This is a genomic window from Marinobacter antarcticus (genome assembly GCF_011049865.1).
Lineage (GTDB): Bacteria > Pseudomonadota > Gammaproteobacteria > Pseudomonadales > Oleiphilaceae > Marinobacter > Marinobacter antarcticus_A.
On the sequence record NZ_DRGY01000009.1, the window covers coordinates 1 to 19,145 of the forward strand.

The following is a 19,145-nucleotide window of genomic DNA, read 5'->3' on the forward strand; positions in this document are numbered from 1 at the left end:
AACTTTCTGGTTGCGGCGCTGCATGGAGCAGTCGCGGTCGCCCAGGTGAATACAGTTGCCGTGCATGTCGGCGAGAACCTGAACTTCTACGTGGCGCGGAGTTTCCAGAAACTTTTCCAGATAAACCGTGGGGTCGCCAAACGCATTGTGCGCTTCGCTCTGGGTAATCTGAACGGACTTGAGCAATGCGGCTTCTGAGTGAACCACCTGCATGCCACGACCGCCGCCGCCTGAAGCAGCCTTGATCATAACGGGGTAGCCGATTCTGCGAGCGATTTCCAGGGAGCGGGCGTCGTCATCCGTCAGTGGACCGTCTGAACCCGGAACAGTCGGTACGCCGGCGCGAATCATCGCGTTGATGGCAGACACCTTGTTGCCCATCAGGCGAATGGTTTCCGCTCTGGGGCCGATGAAGCGGAATCCGCTTTTCTCGACCTGTTCAGCAAAGTCAGCATTTTCGGCTAGAAAGCCGTAGCCGGGATGGATACCAACGGAATCCGTCACTTCAGCCGCGCTGATAATCGCTGGAATGTTGAGGTAACTTTCCAGAGCACTGTTGGGGCCGATACAGACAGATTCATCGGCCAGGCGCACGTGCATCAGATCGCGGTCTATCTTTGAGTGAACCGCTACGGTTTTGATGCCGAGCTCCTTGCAGGCACGCAAGATCCGGAGGGCTATTTCACCCCGGTTTGCGATCAGAACTTTTTCTAACATGGCCATGAGTAGCTATCACCGGGTTCAGGAAATGATTAACAGCGGCTGGTCAAATTCTACGGGTTGACCGTTATCGACCAGAATTTCAGTGATCGTACCGCTCTTGTCGGCCTCAATCTGGTTCATCATTTTCATGGCCTCAACAATGCAGACAACCTCGCCGGCTTTGACCTTCTGGCCTATTTCTGCGAACGAATCAGCAGTGGGAGACGGTGCCCGGTAGAAGGTTCCTACCATAGGAGAGCGCAGTGCGTGCCCGTTAAAGACAGCGGGCTGGGCGCTGTCTTCCTGAACGGGTCCCGGCGTTTCAGGTGCCGGAGCATGCTGAGCCGGTGGCGGTGCGTAGTGGCTCATATATTGGCCACCGGCCGCCTGTTCACGACGACGGGAGATGCGAACAGAATCATCGCCTTCGTGAATTTCAAGCTCTTCGACGTCAGACTCCTCAAGCAGTTCGATCAGTTTTTTGACTTTGCGAATATCCATAATTAGTCCAGTCCCGTGTTGTCAGGTCTATCGGTGAGTTCGTTGCATGGCAGCTTGAAGCGCGAGATTGTACCCCTCGCCGCCCAGTCCGCAGATAACGCCTACGGCGATATCGGAAAAAAATGAGTGATGGCGGAACGCCTCCCGCGCGTGCACGTTGGAAAGATGCACTTCTATAAACGGGATTTCCGAGGTCAGTATGGCATCCCGCAGGGCAATGCTGGTGTGCGTGAAGGCGGCCGGGTTAATAATCATGAAATCCACACCTTCCGCCCGGGCCTCGTGAATTCGATCAATAAGCTCGTATTCCGCGTTCGACTGAAGGTGCAGGAGTTGATGGCCGTTTTCCGCCGCCTTAGTCTGCAACCGATCGTTAATGTCCGCCAGAGTCTCGTGGCCGTAAACCTCAGGCTCGCGGGTTCCGAGCATATTCAGGTTGGGGCCATGGAGCACGAGAATTGTCGACATGGATGCGTCTGCCTTTTATCTTTTAATCAGGATCGCCGAAATTAACGGTATTTTCCACCAATGGTGTGTGCTTTTTTTCTTCAAATCAACATTTTTTGACAATGTTCGCTGTCGTCCATTGGTCGTAACGGGTATACCGAGAGCGCTCGAACCAGGTGTTTTCGATTGGGACAATCATTGTCGTGAACGACCGGAATGACTTCTATACGACGATGGTTTCATACGAATAGCCCCGCAGGGCTACCCACGGGGCTGCCTTTGGCTCTTCAGCTATCAACGGACGTAACGCAGTTGCGACCCTGCTCTTTGGAGAGATAAAGCGCACGATCGGCGCGTTCGCATAGGGTTTGCGACGATTCGTTGTTCCAGGCTGCCACGCCGCAGCTGAAGGTAACGGTGAATTCACGGTCACCTGCAGGCTGTTGGAGCTCGGAGAAGCGCTCGCGTATTTCGTTGAGAACATTGCGGGCATCGCTGGGCCGGGTGTCGGGCAGGATAATCGCGAATTCTTCACCGCCATAACGGCCGATATGGTCCGTTTTACGCAGACGCTGCTTGAAAAACATCGAGAGACTGCGAAGAACACGGTCGCCAATGGGGTGGCCAAAGGTATCGTTTACCTTTTTGAAGTAATCAATGTCGATCATCGCAAAACACAAAGATTGATTTTTTTGCCGGGCACGAACGATTTCCTGATCCAGCAGATGCAGGGTATGGGTGTGATTATACAACCCGGTAAGGCTGTCACGTATCATCAGGGCGAGCAGTGAACGCGCACGCCGACCGCGATTATGAAGCGTTGCAATCAGATGTTTGGGGTCGACAGGTTTGGTTAGAAAGTCATCGCCTCCGAGACTCATGGCGTGCAGTTGCTTGGTAACGTCGTCCTCGGCAGACAGGTAAATAATGGGCACGCTGTGGAATCTGTCCTGCTGGCGAATAACCCGGGCAATCTCCATGCCGGTGCAGCCGGGCATGTACATGTCGAGAACGATGATTTCCGGGGAAAACATATCGAGCGAATCAATGATCTGCATGGGGTCGGTGATGATGTGTGCGGTCATACCCGCTCTTTTCAGAACCGTTTCCATGAATTTTGCCTGAGCTCTGGAGTCGTCCAGAACCAGCACCCGGTAGGGCTCAATGGTGTTTCCGTGGGTATAAATTTCAATTTTTTCGATAAGCTGACCCGGATCAACTGCCGGATAGAAAAACTCTTCACCGCCGCAACGGGATGCGCGCAGACGGGTTTGAATGGTTCCGTCTTCGTTGCTCATGAAAATAATCGGAATGGGGGTGTCGTGCCGCTCCTGCAAGTGTTCGACAGTGGCGAGGCCGGCGTTCGGGCGGCCACCGAAGTTTACATCCATCAGGATGGTCTCCGGCTTGTGAAGCGAGCACGCCTCGGTCAGGTCATCGGCAGAATCAAAGGCAGACGCGCGAAAGCCAAAAAATTCAAGTTGCCGGATTAGCCTGCTCGCCATTTCAGCGTTTGAAAGCGCAATGTAAACCGGTGTGCGGCGGAACTGATGAGGTGCTTCGGTTTTGCTTTGGTCGGTTCGCCGTAGAGTGTTGCGCGCTAGAGCGGCAAAGGCTTTCTGAAGCCGCTGCTCAGTGGTTTCATCCAAGGGCGTATCGGCCGGCCAGTCTTGAATGATCATCAGGATAGCACTGCCGGCTTCGGCGTGGCCGGCCATCTCAAATCGTTGCGCGTAACGCACCAGTTTATCGGAGGTGGAAAGAAGCTCGTTGCGATGGGCTGGAAAGGAATCGTGATTGCTGTGAATATTCTGCCAAGTGTCCAGAACAATCCGTGCCTGGGTTGTCACGCGGCGTGCAAAATGCTGCCTGAGTTTTTCTTTCTGGCTTGCGTCGTTCATTGTGCTCCGGTCTGTCGCAATTCGATTGGGGCGCCCGATACGGATTGGACGACGGCGTGGACGATTTACCCAACTCTAGTATGTTTCCAGAGACTATAGCGTATAGAGTTGTTGGCGTAGGTTGCACTGTGTAATTGTTTGTCAATTCTGCGGCGTGTATATAAAGAGCACCTGTGTATATAGAGAGCACCATAGGTTAGGATCAGTACAGATTGTTTGCACAGCTAATCAACAAACAAGAGGCTTAACGTAATATGCCAGGCAAAATCAGACAGTATTTCAAAGACAAAAAGGACGACACTCAGGATTTTGCTGGCAACAAAGGCTTAATCGCCAAGTTTGTTGTGGTTGTTCTGCTGGTCTATCTGTTGGTGACCGTGGCTTTGGGGATTTACTGGAGCACTGAGCCGGCCACTTTCTCCGTGCGCGCTCACACCCGAGCGGTAGCCAATGAGATGCAGAGGGAACCCATAACCGGTTTTGCAACAACCGTGACGATGATCCGCATTGCCGAAACCCTTCTGGATAAGCCGGGCGGCTACATTTCGAATGACGTTTTCCCGCCGGGCCTGTGGATGGATAACATGCCAAGTTGGGAATACGGCGTGCTGGTACAACTGCGCGATTTGTCCCGGGCGATGCGCAAAGACATCAGTCGTTCCCAGAGCCAATCTGCAGAAGACCCCGATCTGATCATTGCCGAGCCGCAATTCCACTTTGACAACTCAAGTTGGGCCATTCCCTCTACGGAAGCGGAGTACCGACGCGGTATTACTGCGCTCAAGCGCTACCTCAATCGCCTTTCCAACCCGGAAGAGGCCACCGCGCAGTTCTTTGCCAGAGCAGACAACCTGGGTAATTGGCTGGGCGACCTGGAAACCCGCTTGGGCAGTCTTTCGCGCACGCTTGGCGAAAGCGTTGGCAAGGCCTCGGTTTCAGAAGCAGTGGCTAATGTGGATTCTAGTAATCCGTTGGACGAAGAAACCGGCGGCATTGATATAAAAACAGACTGGACGAAAATCGACGATGTGTTTTATGAGGCTCGTGGCAGCTCTTGGGCGTTGTTGCACATCTTCCGGGCGATTGAAGTGGATTTCCGGAAGATCCTTCAGGATAAAAACGCCATGGCCAGCGTAAAGCAGGTGATTATTGAGCTGGAAGGCACCCAGGGCGAGATGTGGAGCCCGATCATTCTGAACGGTGGCGGGTTTGGTGTACTGGCCAACCATTCATTGACGATGGCGGCTTATCTGTCCCGGGCCAGCGCGGCAATCAGCGACATGAGAGATCTGTTGTCCAGAGGCTGAAAGTTTCTGATCAGGCATAAAAAAACCGGGCCCGTTTAAACGAAGCCCGGTTTTTTGTGCTCAGACGAAAAGATCAGCCTTTATAAGCCTTGATCGAGTCGACGATGGCTTGTTTCGCTGCAGCGGCGTTGTCCCAGCCTTGCACCTTCACCCACTTGCCAGGCTCAAGGGTTTTGTAGTTTTCAAAGAAGTGTTGAATCTGATCGCGCAGCAACTTTGGCAGATCGTCGATTTCCTTCACATCTGTGTAAGCGCGGGTCAGTTTGTCATGGGGCACGGCTACCAGTTTTGCGTCGCCGCCGGCTTCATCTTCCATGTTCAGCACACCTACCGGCCGGCAGCGGATAATCGAGCCAGCTTCAACCGGGTGAGGCGTAACAACGAGCACGTCGAGGGGGTCGCCGTCGTCTGCCAGTGTGTGCGGAATGAATCCGTAGTTTGCCGGGTAGAACATGGGAGTCGCCATAAACCGGTCTACCAGCAGGGCGCCCATATCTTTATCCAGCTCATACTTGACGGGCGAGCTATACGCCGGAATTTCGATGGCAACGTAGATGTCTTCAGGCGGGTTGATGCCTGCGGGAATGTTGGCAAAAATCATGTGCGATCCTTCCTGAGTAGGTCTCGGATGTGCGTTTAACAATGATTAAAATTTGTGCGCGCAATTATACGGAACTCTCTCGCAGTTCGAAACTAAACTTCTCGCAGTTCGAAACTAAACTTCGTTCACTCAGCAAATCGATTAGCGATCGCCCACCCTACCTTTGCCCGGCGCCTCTTGCGCTCGAGGGCATTGTTGAGACGTGAACGTTTATAGCCTGATCTGCTTGGCAATCAGTTCTTTCATGATTTCGGTGGTGCCGCCGCCAATCGAGAGAATCTTTGCATCCCGGTACAGGCGCTCAACCACCGATTCTCGCATGTAACCCATGCCGCCGAAGATCTGGACCGCTTCGCGAGTCACGTTTTCGCACACCTCTACGGAAAAGTTCTTGGCCATAGCCACTTGCTTGATCGGATTTTTACCCGCCTGCATAAGCGCGGCGCAGCGGTAGGTGTACTCGCGGACTATGTCGATCTGGGTTGCCATGTCCACCAGCTTGTGGCGAGTCACCTGAAAGCCGGCAATGTTGCGGCCGAACGCTTTGCGCTGCTTGGCGTATTCCAACGCGGCTTCATAGGCCATCTGCGCCGTCATATAGGCCATGATGGCCAGCATCAGGCGTTCCGACAGGAAGTTGCTCATGATGGCAATGAAGCCGGCGTTCTCGGCGCCGATCAGGCGATCCGTGGGCACGCGGCAATCTTCGAAGAAGAGCTCGGCGGTGTCGCTTGCCCACCAGCCCATTTTGCGCAGTTTTTTACCGTTAGAAAAGCCAGGCGTGTCACGATCAATCAACAGCAAGCTTACACCGCCGTGGCCTTCGCCACCGGTGCGTACAGCAACGGTGTAATGGTCTGCTCGTGTGCCACTGGTAATGAAGGTTTTGCTGCCGTTCACAATGTAGTGGTCGCCGTCTTTAACCGCGCGGGTTTTCAGGCTGGCGACATCAGAACCGCCGCCAGGTTCGGTAATGGCCAGTGCGGAAATTCTTTCACCGCTCAGTACCGCCGGTACGATCTTTTCGCGAATCTCTTTCTTTGCCCATTTGGCAACGGGGGGCAGGCCAATATCCAGGGAGCCGAGGCTCGCGACAAAGCCTCCAGAAGTGGAACGCATAAATTCTTCGGAGATAGCGACTTTCAGAAACACGTCGCCTTCGCCCATACCCCCAAGCGCTTCGGGAAAACCGGCCGCAAGCAAACCGGCCTCACCCGCTTTCCTGAAAATATCACGGGGAAATTCGCCGGCTTCTTCCCAGTCATCGATGTAGGGGCGTACGTGAGTAGTAATGAATTTGCGCGCGCTCAGGCGTACCTGTTCGTGGGTATCGTTGAAGTAATCAGACACAGGATTCCACCTCTATTCGGAAACGATAGGGAGGCAGTGTCGCGCAAATTCAAATACCAAGCAAGCGCTTGGTTCTGGTGCTATCCGGGTCAGGTGCCTTTGCGAGGAATGCTCTTGACGCCTTCGCTGGTGCCCAGTAGCAGCACATCGGCCGCGCGGCGTGCGAACAGCCCGTTGGTGACAACACCAACAAGGTTGTTCAGCTTTTCCTCAACCTGAATCGGGCGGGAAAGATCCATGTTGTATATGTCCAGGATGATGTTGCCATTGTCGGTTGTGAAACCATCGCGATACACGGGGTCGCCGCCCAGTTTTACGATTTCACGGCCAACATGGCTCCGTGCCATGGGGATAACCTCCACCGGCAGCGGGAAATCGCCCAGCACGCCCACCTTTTTGGATTCGTCGGCAATGCAGATGAAGGTTTTGGCAACCTCGGCAATGATTTTCTCTCGGGTCAGTGCACCGCCGCCGCCTTTAATCAGTTCAAGGTGTTCGTTGGTTTCGTCGGCGCCGTCCACATAAAACTCCAGTTCGCCGGCGCTGTTCAGGTCATAAACCGGAATGCCGTGGCTTTTCAGGCGTTCTGCCGTCGCCTCGGAGCTTGCAACGGCACCGTCAAACTCGGTTTTCAGATCTGCGAGCAGGTCGATGAAGAAGTTGACGGTGCTGCCGGTGCCAACGCCGACGACGCTGTCGCTCTCAAGCCGGGGTGCAATGTAGTCTATTGCGGCTTGGGCAACGGCTTTTTTGAGTTCGTCTTGGGTCATGTGGCGCTCCGGGTGAAATTCTCATGGGTTCGCGCTCATTATAGCGCTTAAGGATGCTCTCCTTATAGACGGCTGCCCCGCAAACTTTCTACACTGTGGGTTTTCTCCGATCATTCACCAGCAACCGGAACTAACATGCCGCAACGCTACATCAAGAAGATTCTCGATGCGCGCGTCTATGACGTGGCCATCGAAACACCCCTCACTGAAGCCCGTAGCCTGTCCAAGCGCTTTGGCAACAATATTATGCTCAAGCGTGAAGACCTTCAGCCGGTGTTTTCCTTCAAGATTCGCGGTGCGTACAACCGAATTGTCCAGCTGTCTGAAGAACAGAGGGCCAAGGGGGTTATCTGTGCCTCCGCCGGCAATCACGCACAGGGTGTTGCGCTTGCGGCTAAAAAGCTGGGTATCAAAGCCGTTATTGTGATGCCGCTGACCACGCCCGAGATCAAAGTGCGCTCGGTGCGGGATCACGGTGCGCGGGTAGTGCTCAAGGGCGATGCGTTTGATGAAGCGGCTGCTCATGCCCAGGAACTGCTGGATAAGCATGGTTACACCTATATACCGCCCTACGATGATCCGGATGTCATTGCCGGGCAGGGCACGGTTGCCATGGAAATGCTGTGGCAGTTCAGTAAGCCTATCCACGCCGTGTTCATCTGCGTGGGCGGTGGTGGCCTGATTGCCGGGATGGCCGCTTATATCAAGTATCTGCGCCCGGAAATCAAAGTGATTGGCGTTGAGCCCGATGACTCTAACTGCCTGCAAGCCGCCTTGAAAGCGGGGAAGCGCGTGATTCTGGACGAAGTGGGCATTTTTGCAGACGGGGTAGCGGTAAAGCAGATCGGTAAATATCCCTGGGAGATCTGCAAAGATCACGTGGACGAAGTGATCACCGTGTCTACCGATGAAATCTGCGCGGCCATAAAGGATATTTTTGAAGATACGCGATCAATTGCCGAGCCGGCAGGCGCGCTGGGCGTTGCGGGCATCAAGAAATACATTGAGCGGGAAAAGATCGAGAATAAAAATCTGATCGCCACCCTGAGTGGTGCCAACATGAACTTTGATCGCCTGAGATATATCTCCGAACGTACGGAAATTGGCGAGAAGCGAGAGGCGATCCTCGCGGTGACCATTCCCGAGAAACCGGGAGCCTTCAAGACCTTTATCAATGCCCTGCACAAGCGCAGCATTACCGAGTTCAATTATCGTTACGCAGACGCGGCGCAGGCCACGATTTTTGTGGGCATTCAAGTGCAGGCGGGGGGCTTAGGTCGGGACGAACTGGTGCAGGATCTCCGTGAAAATGGCTACTCGGTTCTTGATCTTACAGACAGCGATATGGCCAAGCAGCATATCCGCCACATGGTCGGTGGCCACGCGCCTACGATTGCCAACGAGAAGGTGTTCCAGTTCGAGTTTCCCGAACGCCCGGGAGCCTTGCTGAAATTCCTGATGTCGCTGGGAACGCGCTGGAATATTTCCATGTTCCACTACCGCAATCACGGTGCGGCATACAGTCGCGTTCTGTTGGGGGCCCAGGTAGATGATGACGAAGTGAAAGACTTTGAAGCGATGCTTGAAAAAGTGGGCTTCCGTTATGAAAACATGACAGACAACGAAGCCTATCAACTGTTTCTGGGCGCCGGCAACGGCAAAGCGTCCTAACCTCTGAGCGCTGCCAAGCCGGGAGCTTGTTCCCGGCCTGGCACTTGCGTTCGGCCTTGATAAGCGCTCCCGCCCGTTTTCTTACTGAACTTTAATCTGTCAAAAATTGTAAAAAACAGAATGCGTGTTAATCTTCCGTAAAAATCTGTGAAGCAAGAATAGCTCTCTGATTTTCCGAAGATTTAACCTTACTTGTAACAGGAATACGCGTCATGGGTGGCAAGCCTGATATTATCCGGGCAGTCGTGCTGATTTTTGCTGTCGGCCTTATCATCACCGGATTCACGTCGCTTCAGGCGTCTGAAGAAAAACCCGCGACGGCAATGAAAAGCACTGTGGCTGCAGATTCTGCGCAAATGACGAAAAATCCACTGACCCAGTAAGGTCCCCTGCATTATTTGACCCGGTAAATGTGCTTGTCTGTTACAACGCTGTGCAGCGGTACATCCCAGGGTTCGACCGGTAGCTCTTCCACCCGTTGGAAATCGTGAGCCAAGCCGATCATTTTCGGCGCCAGCCTTGGGCGCAGACGACCGAATGCAAACGTCCGATCGTAAAAGCCACCCCCCATCCCCAGGCGCCCTCCGTTGTCATCAAACCCTACCAGCGGAAACATCACTGCATCCAGCGCCCAGGCCGGCCGCCGGAGCCCTTTGCTGAATGCGGGTTCGGGAATGCCAAAACGGTTGGCCGTCAGTTCAACGCCGTTGAAATAGGGGCTGAAAACCAATTTGCCCGGGTGAATCGGGTGCAGTACCGGCAGGTAAAAGTGAACCCCTCGGCGACGGGCCAGGGCCATATACGGGTGCGGATCAATTTCGCCATCGTTGGGCAGGTAGATGGCTACGTGCTTTGCCCTGTGTAAATCCGGATTCTTTAACAGATTCAGAGCAAGATCGGCAGCAGCCTGTTCCTGTTCCCGGGGCGATAACATACGTCTGCTTTGGCGCAGATGTTTGCGCAGCTCGTGGCGAGACATTGGAGGTAAATCGGATTCAGAAGAGTGTGAGTCAATGAGCTGGCTCAAAATGAAGCTTCCCGAGCTGCCGTTATCAGATGTAGCCCTTGAACCCAAAGTTCAAGAGGTTCACGATCAGGTTCTTGAAAATCAATTGTTTACAATATGATCAGCAGAACGATTGTACCAGTTATTTGTGACAAAGGGTGTTTTAGTCGCTAATTTCGAATGTGGTTAGCCTCGTAAGCTTTTGAACTGTTGGTCTAACGCTACCAAGACTCGTATACTATGTTTCCATTTATTACCTATACTGAGTTCAAAGTAGTGGTCTAGGCTCATAACTACACTGGCTGCCGCTTTAGGGATTGAAAGTCCTTATTCATCGACTGAGGAAGCGCGAGCGCTATATGTCTATATTGAAGCTACCTACTAAACTCGGCAAAGAGCCACTTGTTGACGTGGTCTTCGAGATGAGGTTCGTGCCTTCAACGATCGCGTCGGTAGTTCTCCCCGGTATGTTTATGAAGCAACTTGGGCTCAGGGGAGGCGAGCAAGCTATTGAGCGCTTGCCATTGCATGATGTGCCAGCCGATGTCAGGCGCCGTGAGCATGGAATGCGATATCAGCCTGTGTTGAGAATTCACTGGGAAAACTACATTCTTATCATCAGCGATCACAGCGTGGGGCTAGGCTGTAAAATTCCGTATCGTGGGTGGTCGGAGTTTCGACAGAAGATTCTAGAGGTTGTTGCTGTTGTCAAAGACTCCGAGGTTGCGGAATCTGTTGAACGTGTCGCCCTCAAGTACGTAGATTTGATACCGGGAGCTTCGGTGGAAAAACAGTTAAGCCGACTGAACCTTAGTGTGGAAGTAGGTAAGTATTCGCTGACAGATGAAAGTTTTAACCTTCGCATGGAAATTCCCGGAGAGCACGCTTTGCACGTTGTTTCGGTGGGTGCCCCGGCAATGGTTAGGCATTCGGAGATGGGAGAGCGAAAAGGGGCTATTGTAGATATAGATTCACTTTGCCCAGTGAGCTTTCAAAGCTGGGAACAGCTAAGCGCTTCTCTCCCAGATATGCTAGACAGTCTCCACCTTGAAAATAAAACGATGTTTTTTGAGTGTCTAAAGGAAGAAACAGTGGAATATTTGGAGCCTTCTTATGAGTAATGAGTACTCTATGGAACTTGCGAGTAGAACACCGGGATTTGCTCCTATAATTATCGTTGGAGCGTTGATGGGAGGTGTTCAAGACATTCACTCCATGGAAGTTGACCCTAAGTCCTATGACGCCAAGCTCGTGGCACCATATGTGGATGCTACGGACGGGACCTATGCGGGAGCTTCAGACTATTTTTTGGCGGAAAATATTCAGCGCCAACATGAGGGGTATGTTAAAAAGCTATTCGATAAATTTGCGGCTGAGCAAACGTCGCTCGGGGCTGAATTCGAGGAAGTTCTTCAGAACAACCTCTGGAATATGTATACCCGATCTTAATTCATGACTTTTTCACCGGAAGATTTGGCTACGCAACTCCCTCTACACTTGTTTAAAGATCGAGCGGATGGGTTTCTCAAGGAATTGAAGAGTTTTCTTGAAGGTAAGACTGTCCCGCTGTTTTGCGAGACCGACGAAAAGCAATGGATTCAGGGAGATGGTGCTCGATCTCTTCCCATTGTAGATATACGTTCGATGCAGCGGGAGTCCGTCACCGGAATAATTCTTTCCAACACCTGTGATATATCGCCTGGTAATCCTCGTGATCTACCCGCAAAATTGACTTTTGCACCGATTATCGCGTTGTCTGTTTTTGAGAGTTTTCTGGCGAAGGCTGGAGTTAACAGCGCCAAGATTATATCTAAGTTTAATGATATACGCGCTCAACGTGTTACAAATCTCATGTACTTACCAGAAGGTTTCGGGGTCGCTGAAGACTCAATTGCGCTTCTGGATGATCTGCATTCGATACCGATTGAATTAGTGCCTTCAGTGGGCGAAAAGCGAGTATTCAGTTTGAGTCAAATTGGGCACTATCTCTTTTTGTTTAAGCTGTCTTTTCACTTCTGTAGAGTCCATGAGGGGCTGGTGCGAGGATAGGCGATATAGCTCATACTGAGTAAGGTGTTTTCTTTGTTCCTAGTTCATATTATTGGATAAATCTGAGTGACCATTTCGAACCTGTTGATCATTCGCAGTTCCCCTTGCCCCCTGACATATGCGGGCTAATGAAGGGTCCACTGTCTTGCAGCTTTTCTTGATTTCAGTCTTGCCGAAGTACGGACGAAATTCCCTGGGATACCTTTTCGATACTGCAAACTGGAAGTCTCGGGGCGTTGGTGAAGGCTTGTTCGTATGCAGGGACAGTCACGCTTTGCATCAGTCTTTCGCGCCAATGCGGTAGTGGGTAAAGATCGTAAGTAACTATTTTCAGATTAATTTTTGAAAATGAAGCTTCCCGAGCTGCCGTTATCAGATGTAGCCCTTGAACCCAAAGTTCAAGGTCGGTGGCCGCTGTGACATATTAGGCTTTCCCCTGACGGGGACATGCTCACAATGCCCTAGAGTAGCCACCTGGGTAAAGCGCATCGGCTCGAGGACGAATCCGACCAGCGAACAGCCCAGGAAGTAAAATCATTATAGGGCCAGACCCGGGGCCGATTGCAACACCTATCGGGAAATCTCTGGGGATTCAGTGATTAGAGGGCTCGCCGAGGGCGTTTTCCAGCTTGCTGTCCATGGCCTTGAGAAGTGCGCTGGTGGCATCCGACATGGTGTCCCGCTCAATCAGTTCATGGGTCATGTTCAGCGCCGCCATCACGGCGATACGCTCGGTTCCGAACACCTTGCCGCTGGTGCGTATTTCCCGCATTTTGCTGTCCAGATGTCTGGCGGCGCGCACAAGTGCGTCCTGTTCCTCTTCCGGGCAGGAGACCAGGTATTCCTTATCGAGAATTTTCACCTCAAGGGTGGTGGATTGCTTAGACATCAATGCTGCTCCAGTGCCCGAAGGCGACCGATCATGGCTTCGATCTTGTTTTTGGCAAGATCATTTTTTTGCACAAGCTGGGATCGTTCCCGGTTCCAGTCATCCTGCAACTGCTTGAGAGCGACGTTGTTCTGCTCCAGTTTCTGGCAGTGTTCAATCAGCTTGTCCAGCTTGTCCGCTAATGCTTGTACTTCGGACTGTTCCATGACTTGCCCAGCATAGGTTTGAGGTGAATTCGACTAACTATAAGTGCGCGCGCCAGAGCGGTCAATTTACAGGGGTGTCATAAGTTGTTTTTCAAAGGTATTTGCTTGTTTTGTAAGACCTGTGTCACGACTCGCCGGGGTTTCCAAAGCCCTGTAAGCGGCTTTGGCGCCAGGCGCTGAATGCCGGAACCAGAGCCACGAGCATAGCGGCCAGAGGCACAGACCCCAGTAGCCCCCATTCTTCAGCATTCAGCGCGCGCAGCTGGATTTGAACACCGTATTGCGTGAGCAGCCACGGGCTGAGTATTGACACCGCCACAGCGCTCAACGCAAGCGATATCAGGCAGGCGGCCACCGCAAGGGCCAGGCACTCGATAACGTAGAGGCTTGCGATGAGCCCGGGAGACGCACCTGTGGCACGCAGAATGGCTATCTCGTGGGCGCGCTGTGTTTGCAGTGTGAGCAGCACGGCAATTAACCCGATCAAGCTGGTGATCACCACAAACCCGGTTATGGCGAGCAGTGCCCGCTCAAACTGGCTCATCAGCCGCCAAAGTTCACTCAGGGCGACACCGGGCAAAATGGCAGAGAGTGGCTCACCGGTGTACTGATTCAGGTCACGCTGCACGCGGAACGTCAGTATTTTTCGGTCCAGCCCGGCGAAAACAGCGGTGATGGCATTGGGTGTGAGGTCTCGGCTCTCGGCTTGCTCTGGCGTGATTGTTCGGCCGGGAATGGCAACGCCCGACTCCCAGCCAACGTGCATGGCCGTCATGCTTTGCAGACTGATATACACCGCCTGGTCCACGGGCGTGCCCGTGGCCTCAAGAATACCGGTAACGGTGAACGGAGTGTCCTTGTGATTTGAGAAGCTGGTACGCCCGCCGCCGTGGGAAAGTATTATCCGATCGTCAACGGCGTGGTTCAGGGTACGGGCCACAGTTGCCCCCAGCACCACATCGAAAACGCCGTCAAACCATTGGCCGTTGGCGAGCTTCAGGGGCTGGCCACGGCCAAATCGGAAATGGTCTTCAAATCCTTTGTCTGTGCCTACCACCCGGAACCCTTTGTAGCTATCGCCCAAGGAGACAGGGATCAACCAGTCAATGCGCGTGTCCTGTTGGAGATCCTGAAACGTAGACCACCGGATGTTGTTGGTGGCATCGCCAATGTGAAACACCGTGTACAGGAGCAGGTTGATTTGACCGCTTCGGGCGCCGACGATCAGGTCAGTATCGCTGATGGTGCTGGTAAAGGACTGCTTCACGTCTGTGCGTAGGTATTGGATGCCGAGCAACAGGGTAACGCTCAATGTCAGCGTGAGACACACTAACGCCAGCACTTTACGCCGGTGCCAGAGACTTGCGGTGGCCAGTGATATTGCCAGCGATAACGAACGCGGCAAAGCGAGCCCAAGGCGAGCTTTCATACGGGTACCTCACGGAGTTGAAGCTGATGGTGAAAGTGCTGAGCCAACGAGCGGTCGTGGCTGACAAACAGCACAGAGGTATTGCGCGCTTCAGCCATGGTCAGCAGGAGGTTGATGAAGCGATCGCGATTGTCGCTATCCAGCGCCGATGTGGGCTCGTCGGCCAGAATAATCTCCGGCGAACCGATCAGCGCCCGCGCTGCAGCAATGCGCTGTTGCTGGCCAATGCTGAGCTGCGTCACCTTACGTTTCCAATGGCTTTGGGGAATGGCGAGTGCCGTCAGCAGCCTTTGAGCCGCCCTCGCCGGGGCCTCATCTGTTGCTGCCCGGCGCCGTGACGAGAGTCTGCATGGCAGGGTCACGTTGGCTTCGGCCGTGAGGTAGGGCACCAGATTAAACTGCTGGAATATGACGCCGATATGGTCGGCCCGGAAGCCATCGCGTTTCCCGGCACTTAGCGGGAGAATGTCGGTGCCCAGTAATCTGATCTTGCCGCCGGTTGGCGGAAGCATACCGGCCATCAGGCTCAGGAACGTACTTTTGCCGGAACCGCTTGGCCCGTGAAGAAAAAGATGCTTGCCCTGCGACAGGCAAAGGTCGGGAAAGGTGAGGGCCGGCTGATGCTTGTCCCAGCGAAACGTCAGGTCTGTGACATCAAGTGCCGCAGGCGCGCCCTGGGAAGCGGATTCTGAATGGCTGGTCATGTTGGTTGTTGTGTGTCCCGTGTATTATGTCTGAATGTCATTCGCCGGCGTTTGCCTGGCTGTTAATTCTCTGGAAAATTGCTTGGAGAGTTGTTTGAAGAGATGCTTGGTGCCTCACTCGTTACGCGTTCCTTTCCGGGCTCTATCCCCCGCTTTTTTGGTTTTTCTGTTGAGCGTTTCTGTGCCGGTGCACTCGGAGCTTCAGTCAGAATCACCGTCAGGATCGCGGTCAGAGCCGCGCGACATTGACTGGTTGGAACTGATGCCCGCCGAGGATCTCGCGTTGCTGGAGAATATGCCAGAACTGGTGCACGAGGGCGATGGCCCACCTCTGTTGCCCGACGAAATCATGACCGGCAGGGTTGTTCCGGAGATGGGTAACGTTGAAGGCCGAATCCCCGGATTTGTGGTGCCGCTCAAAACAACCAAAGACATGCGCATTCTGGAATTCTTTCTGGTGCCTTACTATGGCGCCTGCATTCATGTGCCGCCCCCACCTCCCAACCAGATTATCCACATCAAGTACAAAAAAGGGTTCACTCTGGAAGCCCTGTATGATCCGGTCTGGGTTGAGGGCACGCTGGCCATTGATCGCACGGAAACAGAGTTTGGAACTTCTTCTTACTCGATGAGCGCAGACGCCGTTAAGCCGTATGAACAGTAGTCTCAGCGCCGCAGCTTGAAGGAGGCTTCGCCTTCTTCCAGACGTTTTGAGCCCTGTCCATCGGGGCCCGCCCAGGCCAGGTCGAGGTGTTCCAGGCTGGGGAAACGGGCGGTGAGCGGCGTTGTCAGTGAAACCGACTTATCCAGCCCGGGGCACGTCAGAATCTGGGTGACGGTGATATCGGCATGCCGCCCTGGACCGCTCTGTGCGGATTCTTCATTGCTGTGCTCCTCGTGATCCGCATGCTCCTCGTGATCGCCTGCGAGCGCATGCTGAACCGAGCCGGTTTGCACCGTGCAGGTTGTTTCCGGCGTGTTGACCAGCGGGGTTTTTCCCAGCCAATCGGTAACCTTGTCCAACGTTTGATGCTGTTCTGGTGAGCGAGGTTCATGCTCGAAACCAATCAGGTTTGCAGCGGGTGACGTGAGCATCACCTCAACCCGGTTATGACTGAATGCCAGTTGCATTTCCGCGTGCCCGTGCTGGTGCGAGCTCGGGCTGTCTGCGCCCAGCGCAGGCGCGCTCACAGGTGCGATTGTAATGGATAGCGCCAAAAGCGTTGGGGTACGCATTCTTCGTCCTTTTAAAAATAATGGTATGTTATAACATAATAATAATTTGGCCTGTGAAGATCAACTGGCCAGCGCCTGGAGGCGCCTGAAAGGTGTCTTGAAGTTGTCTGAATGTTAGGATGACGCATTAATTCCACAACACAGGATTGTCTTGGTTCATGTCAGAAAACGACACTGCCGATGCGGGCCACGCCGCTGAATTCGAGCGCTGGGCGAATGTTTTCACGGCTCATAAAGCGTTCAGTCACCCCTCTGAGCTTCATGGCGCTCTTTGCGGCCGCCTGGCCGCAGGTTCTCGCCTGGAAGATCAGGACTGGTTGGCGATGGTTTGCGAGCATATGGGGTTGCCGGAAAGCGCAACCGATGAGGCCGACGATCTTTCAGTATTCATGAACGACGCCTACGAGCAGGCGTTGGCGTTTTTGAAGTCGGCTGACATGAGTTTTCATCCCTTGCTGCCCGACGACGACTACGCCCTTGATCAGCGCCTAGAGGCCTTGGTGGCCTGGGTGCGCGGCTTTCTTGAGGGAATGGCTTTGTCTGCCGGGGAGTCTTTGGGCGAGGCGCCCGACGAAATTCGTGAACTCATCGCAGACATGGTGGCCATCAGCCAGGTGTCCGAAGATGAGGCGTCGGATCACGAAAGTGAGCAACAACTGCTCGAAATAACCGAATACATCCGGCTCGGGGCCCTGGCCGTATTTACCGAGTTCAATCCTCCGGAAAAGCCGGCGTCCCCCTATGCGCCAACGCTACACTGAGAATGCCACACACTGCGGGAGAGTTTATGTCGTCTATTATACCCGTCAAGGAATTCGCCGAGCGCCGTCGTAAACTGATGGAGCGCATGGCGCCAGACAGCATTGCCATTATTCCGGCCGCGCCCGAGCGTGTTCGCAATCGGGACGTACTGCACCCCTTTCGCCAGGATAGCGATTTTCAGTACCTCACCGGCTTTGGTGAACCAGAGGCGGTATTGGCGCTGATTCCGGGCCGTGAACACGGTGAATCGGTGTTGTTCTGCAAGGAGAGGCACCCGGAGAAGGAATTGTGGGATGGTTTCCTGGTGGGCCCCGAGGGCGCGATTGAACGCTACGGCCTGGATGACGCTTTCCCGGTATCCGACATCGACGATATCCTTCCTGGCATGATCGAAGGGCGCAGCCGGGTGTACTACCCGCTGGGTAAAGATCAGGGTTTTGACACCCGTGTGATGGACTGGGTCAAGGTTATCCGCAGCAAAGTCAGAAGCGGTGCGCATCCACCGGGTGAGTTCGTGGCGCTGGAGCACTTGCTCCACGATTTGCGCCTTTACAAGAGCGCCCATGAGATCAAGGCAATGGCCCGGGCAGCTGACATAAGCGCCGAAGCCCATTGCCTCGCCATGAAGCGGGCACGTAAAGGGGGGCACGAGTACAACCTGGAAGCCGAGCTGATACACACCTTCATGAACCACGGCGCCCGCTCTACCGCTTATCCCTCCATTGTTGGCGGCGGCACTAACGGCTGTATCCTGCATTACATCGAGAACACGGCACCCCTGAAAGACGGCGATCTGGTGCTGATCGATGCAGGCTGTGAGGTGGAATGCTATGCCTCTGACATTACCCGCACGTTTCCGGTCAGCGGCAAATACAGTGCCGAACAACGGGCGCTTTATGACGTGGTGCTGGCGGCTCAGTATGCGGCAATTGACGCGGTTCGCCCTGGCAATCACTGGAATCATCCACACGAAGCCGCTTTGAAAGTGTTGACCGGCGGACTGATTGATCTGGGCTTATTGACGGGTACGGTCGACGACGCCATTGCCAATGAGGCCTTCAAACCGTTCTTCATGCACCGTACCGGCCATTGGCTGGGGCTCGACGTGCACGATGTGGGCGACTACAAAATTGGCGGCGCATGGCGGCTGCTTGAGCCTGGCATGGCGCTGACGGTAGAGCCTGGCTTGTATATCGCGCCGGACAATACCGATGTGGATGAAAAATGGCGGGGTATTGGTATCCGTATTGAAGACGACATCGTGGTGACCAAAGAGGGCTGCCGCGTACTGACGAACGGCGTGCCCAAGACCATTGACGAAATCGAAGCACTTATGGCGGAATGAGCCTTTGAAACCTTCCGATTCTGATGACGATACGGCTGGCAATATCGGTACCGATACCGATGTGATCATTGCCGGCGGCGGGCTTGCGGGCGCCACGTTGGCCCTGGCGCTTGCCAGGGTTTCTCCTGGCCTGAGAGTGACCGTCGTTGAGGCTTTCCCGCTGTCTGCGGAAGCCTTGCCCGATGCTTATCAGCCAAGCTATGACGCCCGTTCGACAGCACTTGCCTGGGGCTCGCGGCTTATTTTTGAAGAGCTCGAGCTTTGGTCAA

General features: G+C 53.9%; 23 protein-coding genes and 1 other RNA gene. 10 read left to right on the top strand and 14 right to left on the bottom strand.

Annotated features, from left to right (window positions below; all coding sequences use genetic code 11):
• The 4 genes from ENI00_RS01230 to ENI00_RS01245 form a co-directional block, all read right to left on the bottom strand.
• Window positions 1-723: biotin carboxylase N-terminal domain-containing protein (locus ENI00_RS01230; RefSeq protein ID WP_304097636.1), on the bottom strand; the 723-nt coding region annotated here is incomplete at its 3' end.
• An 18-nt stretch (window positions 724-741) separates the two neighbouring features.
• A complete protein-coding gene (gene accB / locus ENI00_RS01235) occupies window positions 742-1,203 on the bottom strand; it encodes an acetyl-CoA carboxylase biotin carboxyl carrier protein (protein ID WP_304097639.1) in 462 nt (153 codons plus the stop codon).
• A 27-nt stretch (window positions 1,204-1,230) separates the two neighbouring features.
• Window positions 1,231-1,671: a type II 3-dehydroquinate dehydratase gene (gene aroQ, locus ENI00_RS01240; protein ID WP_304097642.1), complete on the bottom strand. Its 441-nt coding sequence runs from the start codon at window positions 1,669-1,671 to the stop codon at window positions 1,231-1,233.
• A gap of 266 nt (window positions 1,672-1,937) precedes the next feature.
• Entirely contained in the window at window positions 1,938-3,551 is a 1,614-nt protein-coding gene (locus ENI00_RS01245; RefSeq protein WP_304097645.1) for a diguanylate cyclase, read from the bottom strand.
• Window positions 3,552-3,805: 254 nt separating this feature from the next.
• Between ENI00_RS01245 and ENI00_RS01250 the strand changes: the two genes are divergently transcribed.
• Entirely contained in the window at window positions 3,806-4,858 is a 1,053-nt protein-coding gene (locus tag ENI00_RS01250) for a DUF2333 family protein (protein ID WP_304097648.1), read from the top strand.
• A gap of 73 nt (window positions 4,859-4,931) precedes the next feature.
• Here ENI00_RS01250 and ppa read toward each other — a convergent pair whose 3' ends face one another.
• From ppa to rpiA, 3 genes are all read right to left on the bottom strand, one after another.
• Window positions 4,932-5,459: an inorganic diphosphatase gene (gene ppa, locus ENI00_RS01255; protein WP_304097651.1), complete on the bottom strand. Its 528-nt coding sequence runs from the start codon at window positions 5,457-5,459 to the stop codon at window positions 4,932-4,934.
• A 210-nt stretch (window positions 5,460-5,669) separates the two neighbouring features.
• Window positions 5,670-6,809, bottom strand: a complete 1,140-nt coding sequence (locus ENI00_RS01260; RefSeq protein ID WP_304097654.1) for an acyl-CoA dehydrogenase family protein — start codon at window positions 6,807-6,809, stop codon at window positions 5,670-5,672.
• Between the two features lie 89 nt (window positions 6,810-6,898).
• Window positions 6,899-7,579, bottom strand: a complete 681-nt coding sequence (gene rpiA / locus ENI00_RS01265) for a ribose-5-phosphate isomerase RpiA (protein WP_304097657.1) — start codon at window positions 7,577-7,579, stop codon at window positions 6,899-6,901.
• A 93-nt stretch (window positions 7,580-7,672) separates the two neighbouring features.
• Here rpiA and ilvA point away from each other — a divergent pair, with 93 nt between their 5' ends.
• Window positions 7,673-9,250 carry a threonine ammonia-lyase, biosynthetic gene (ilvA, locus tag ENI00_RS01270; RefSeq protein WP_304097698.1) on the top strand — a complete coding sequence of 526 codons (1,578 nt, stop codon included), beginning with the start codon at window positions 7,673-7,675 and terminating at the stop codon, window positions 9,248-9,250.
• A gap of 212 nt (window positions 9,251-9,462) precedes the next feature.
• Window positions 9,463-9,633, top strand: coding sequence for a hypothetical protein (locus tag ENI00_RS01275; RefSeq protein ID WP_304097659.1), 171 nt, complete (start codon window positions 9,463-9,465; stop codon window positions 9,631-9,633).
• 11 nt (window positions 9,634-9,644) lie between these two features.
• On the opposite strand, the gene ENI00_RS01280 is transcribed toward ENI00_RS01275, so the two are convergent.
• Window positions 9,645-10,229: a 5-formyltetrahydrofolate cyclo-ligase gene (locus tag ENI00_RS01280; protein WP_304097662.1), complete on the bottom strand. Its 585-nt coding sequence runs from the start codon at window positions 10,227-10,229 to the stop codon at window positions 9,645-9,647.
• A 386-nt stretch (window positions 10,230-10,615) separates the two neighbouring features.
• On the opposite strand from ENI00_RS01280, the gene ENI00_RS01285 reads away from it, so the two are divergent.
• Genes ENI00_RS01285 through ENI00_RS01295 form a run of 3 tightly spaced genes read left to right on the top strand, consistent with a single transcriptional unit; the run spans window position 10,616 to window position 12,305 of the window.
• A complete protein-coding gene (locus ENI00_RS01285) occupies window positions 10,616-11,377 on the top strand; it encodes a TIGR04255 family protein (RefSeq protein WP_304097665.1) in 762 nt (253 codons plus the stop codon).
• Window positions 11,370-11,705 (top strand): hypothetical protein, encoded by a 336-nt coding sequence (locus ENI00_RS01290; RefSeq protein WP_304097667.1) that lies wholly within the window; start codon window positions 11,370-11,372, stop codon window positions 11,703-11,705. Before ENI00_RS01285 ends, ENI00_RS01290 begins: the two co-directional genes overlap by 8 nt.
• Before the next feature lie 3 nt (window positions 11,706-11,708).
• On the top strand, window positions 11,709-12,305 hold the full coding sequence (locus tag ENI00_RS01295) for a hypothetical protein (protein ID WP_304097670.1): 597 nt from the start codon (window positions 11,709-11,711) through the stop codon (window positions 12,303-12,305).
• Between the two features lie 351 nt (window positions 12,306-12,656).
• Here the strand turns inward: ENI00_RS01295 and ssrS are convergent.
• The 5 genes from ssrS to ENI00_RS01320 form a co-directional block, all read right to left on the bottom strand.
• Window positions 12,657-12,836: non-coding RNA, 6S RNA (gene ssrS, locus ENI00_RS01300), on the bottom strand.
• Between the two features lie 61 nt (window positions 12,837-12,897).
• Window positions 12,898-13,194: a cell division protein ZapA gene (locus ENI00_RS01305; RefSeq protein ID WP_304097673.1), complete on the bottom strand. Its 297-nt coding sequence runs from the start codon at window positions 13,192-13,194 to the stop codon at window positions 12,898-12,900.
• Complete coding sequence (locus ENI00_RS01310; protein WP_304097675.1) at window positions 13,194-13,400, bottom strand: TIGR02449 family protein; 207 nt, start codon at window positions 13,398-13,400, stop codon at window positions 13,194-13,196. Before ENI00_RS01310 ends, ENI00_RS01305 begins: the two co-directional genes overlap by 1 nt.
• A gap of 124 nt (window positions 13,401-13,524) precedes the next feature.
• The gene (locus ENI00_RS01315; protein WP_304097678.1) at window positions 13,525-14,829 is read right to left on the bottom strand and encodes an ABC transporter permease; all 1,305 of its coding nucleotides are present in this window, start codon (window positions 14,827-14,829) and stop codon (window positions 13,525-13,527) included.
• Window positions 14,826-15,533, bottom strand: a complete 708-nt coding sequence (locus ENI00_RS01320; protein ID WP_304097681.1) for an ABC transporter ATP-binding protein — start codon at window positions 15,531-15,533, stop codon at window positions 14,826-14,828. The genes ENI00_RS01315 and ENI00_RS01320 overlap by 4 nt, the downstream gene beginning before the upstream one ends.
• A gap of 262 nt (window positions 15,534-15,795) precedes the next feature.
• Here ENI00_RS01320 and ENI00_RS01325 point away from each other — a divergent pair, with 262 nt between their 5' ends.
• A complete protein-coding gene (locus ENI00_RS01325) occupies window positions 15,796-16,197 on the top strand; it encodes a DUF3299 domain-containing protein (RefSeq protein WP_414674188.1) in 402 nt (133 codons plus the stop codon).
• A 2-nt stretch (window positions 16,198-16,199) separates the two neighbouring features.
• Here the strand turns inward: ENI00_RS01325 and ENI00_RS01330 are convergent, their stop codons facing one another.
• Window positions 16,200-16,769 (bottom strand): ZrgA family zinc uptake protein, encoded by a 570-nt coding sequence (locus ENI00_RS01330; RefSeq protein WP_304097687.1) that lies wholly within the window; start codon window positions 16,767-16,769, stop codon window positions 16,200-16,202.
• Window positions 16,770-16,927: 158 nt separating this feature from the next.
• Here ENI00_RS01330 and ENI00_RS01335 point away from each other — a divergent pair, with 158 nt between their 5' ends.
• The 3 genes from ENI00_RS01335 to ENI00_RS01345 form a co-directional block, all read left to right on the top strand.
• The gene (locus tag ENI00_RS01335) at window positions 16,928-17,530 is read left to right on the top strand and encodes a UPF0149 family protein (protein WP_304097689.1); all 603 of its coding nucleotides are present in this window, start codon (window positions 16,928-16,930) and stop codon (window positions 17,528-17,530) included.
• 26 nt (window positions 17,531-17,556) lie between these two features.
• Window positions 17,557-18,876 (top strand): Xaa-Pro aminopeptidase, encoded by a 1,320-nt coding sequence (pepP, locus tag ENI00_RS01340; protein WP_304097692.1) that lies wholly within the window; start codon window positions 17,557-17,559, stop codon window positions 18,874-18,876.
• Window positions 18,877-18,880: 4 nt separating this feature from the next.
• A partial coding sequence (locus tag ENI00_RS01345) for an FAD-dependent oxidoreductase (protein ID WP_304097695.1) occupies window positions 18,881-19,145 on the top strand: 265 nt, incomplete at its 3' end.

Bases quoted from the DNA above. Each gene is read 5' to 3' on its own strand.
- accB (WP_304097639.1), bottom strand. From the start codon at position 1,203: ATGGATATTCGCAAAGTCAAAAAACTGATCGAACTGCTTGAGGAGTCT.
- aroQ (WP_304097642.1), bottom strand. From the start codon at position 1,671: ATGTCGACAATTCTCGTGCTCCATGGCCCCAACCTGAATATGCTCGGA.
- ENI00_RS01245 (WP_304097645.1), bottom strand. From the start codon at position 3,551: ATGAACGACGCAAGCCAGAAAGAAAAACTCAGGCAGCATTTTGCACGC.
- ENI00_RS01250 (WP_304097648.1), top strand. From the start codon at position 3,806: ATGCCAGGCAAAATCAGACAGTATTTCAAAGACAAAAAGGACGACACT.
- ppa (WP_304097651.1), bottom strand. From the start codon at position 5,459: ATGATTTTTGCCAACATTCCCGCAGGCATCAACCCGCCTGAAGACATC.
- rpiA (WP_304097657.1), bottom strand. From the start codon at position 7,579: ATGACCCAAGACGAACTCAAAAAAGCCGTTGCCCAAGCCGCAATAGAC.
- ENI00_RS01275 (WP_304097659.1), top strand. From the start codon at position 9,463: ATGGGTGGCAAGCCTGATATTATCCGGGCAGTCGTGCTGATTTTTGCT.
- ENI00_RS01280 (WP_304097662.1), bottom strand. From the start codon at position 10,229: ATGTCTCGCCACGAGCTGCGCAAACATCTGCGCCAAAGCAGACGTATG.
- ENI00_RS01285 (WP_304097665.1), top strand. From the start codon at position 10,616: ATGTCTATATTGAAGCTACCTACTAAACTCGGCAAAGAGCCACTTGTT.
- ENI00_RS01290 (WP_304097667.1), top strand. From the start codon at position 11,370: ATGAGTAATGAGTACTCTATGGAACTTGCGAGTAGAACACCGGGATTT.
- ENI00_RS01295 (WP_304097670.1), top strand. From the start codon at position 11,709: ATGACTTTTTCACCGGAAGATTTGGCTACGCAACTCCCTCTACACTTG.
- ENI00_RS01305 (WP_304097673.1), bottom strand. From the start codon at position 13,194: ATGTCTAAGCAATCCACCACCCTTGAGGTGAAAATTCTCGATAAGGAA.
- ENI00_RS01310 (WP_304097675.1), bottom strand. From the start codon at position 13,400: ATGGAACAGTCCGAAGTACAAGCATTAGCGGACAAGCTGGACAAGCTG.
- ENI00_RS01315 (WP_304097678.1), bottom strand. From the start codon at position 14,829: ATGAAAGCTCGCCTTGGGCTCGCTTTGCCGCGTTCGTTATCGCTGGCA.
- ENI00_RS01320 (WP_304097681.1), bottom strand. From the start codon at position 15,533: ATGACCAGCCATTCAGAATCCGCTTCCCAGGGCGCGCCTGCGGCACTT.
- ENI00_RS01325 (WP_414674188.1), top strand. From the start codon at position 15,796: ATGCCCGCCGAGGATCTCGCGTTGCTGGAGAATATGCCAGAACTGGTG.
- ENI00_RS01330 (WP_304097687.1), bottom strand. From the start codon at position 16,769: ATGCGTACCCCAACGCTTTTGGCGCTATCCATTACAATCGCACCTGTG.
- ENI00_RS01335 (WP_304097689.1), top strand. From the start codon at position 16,928: ATGTCAGAAAACGACACTGCCGATGCGGGCCACGCCGCTGAATTCGAG.
- pepP (WP_304097692.1), top strand. From the start codon at position 17,557: ATGTCGTCTATTATACCCGTCAAGGAATTCGCCGAGCGCCGTCGTAAA.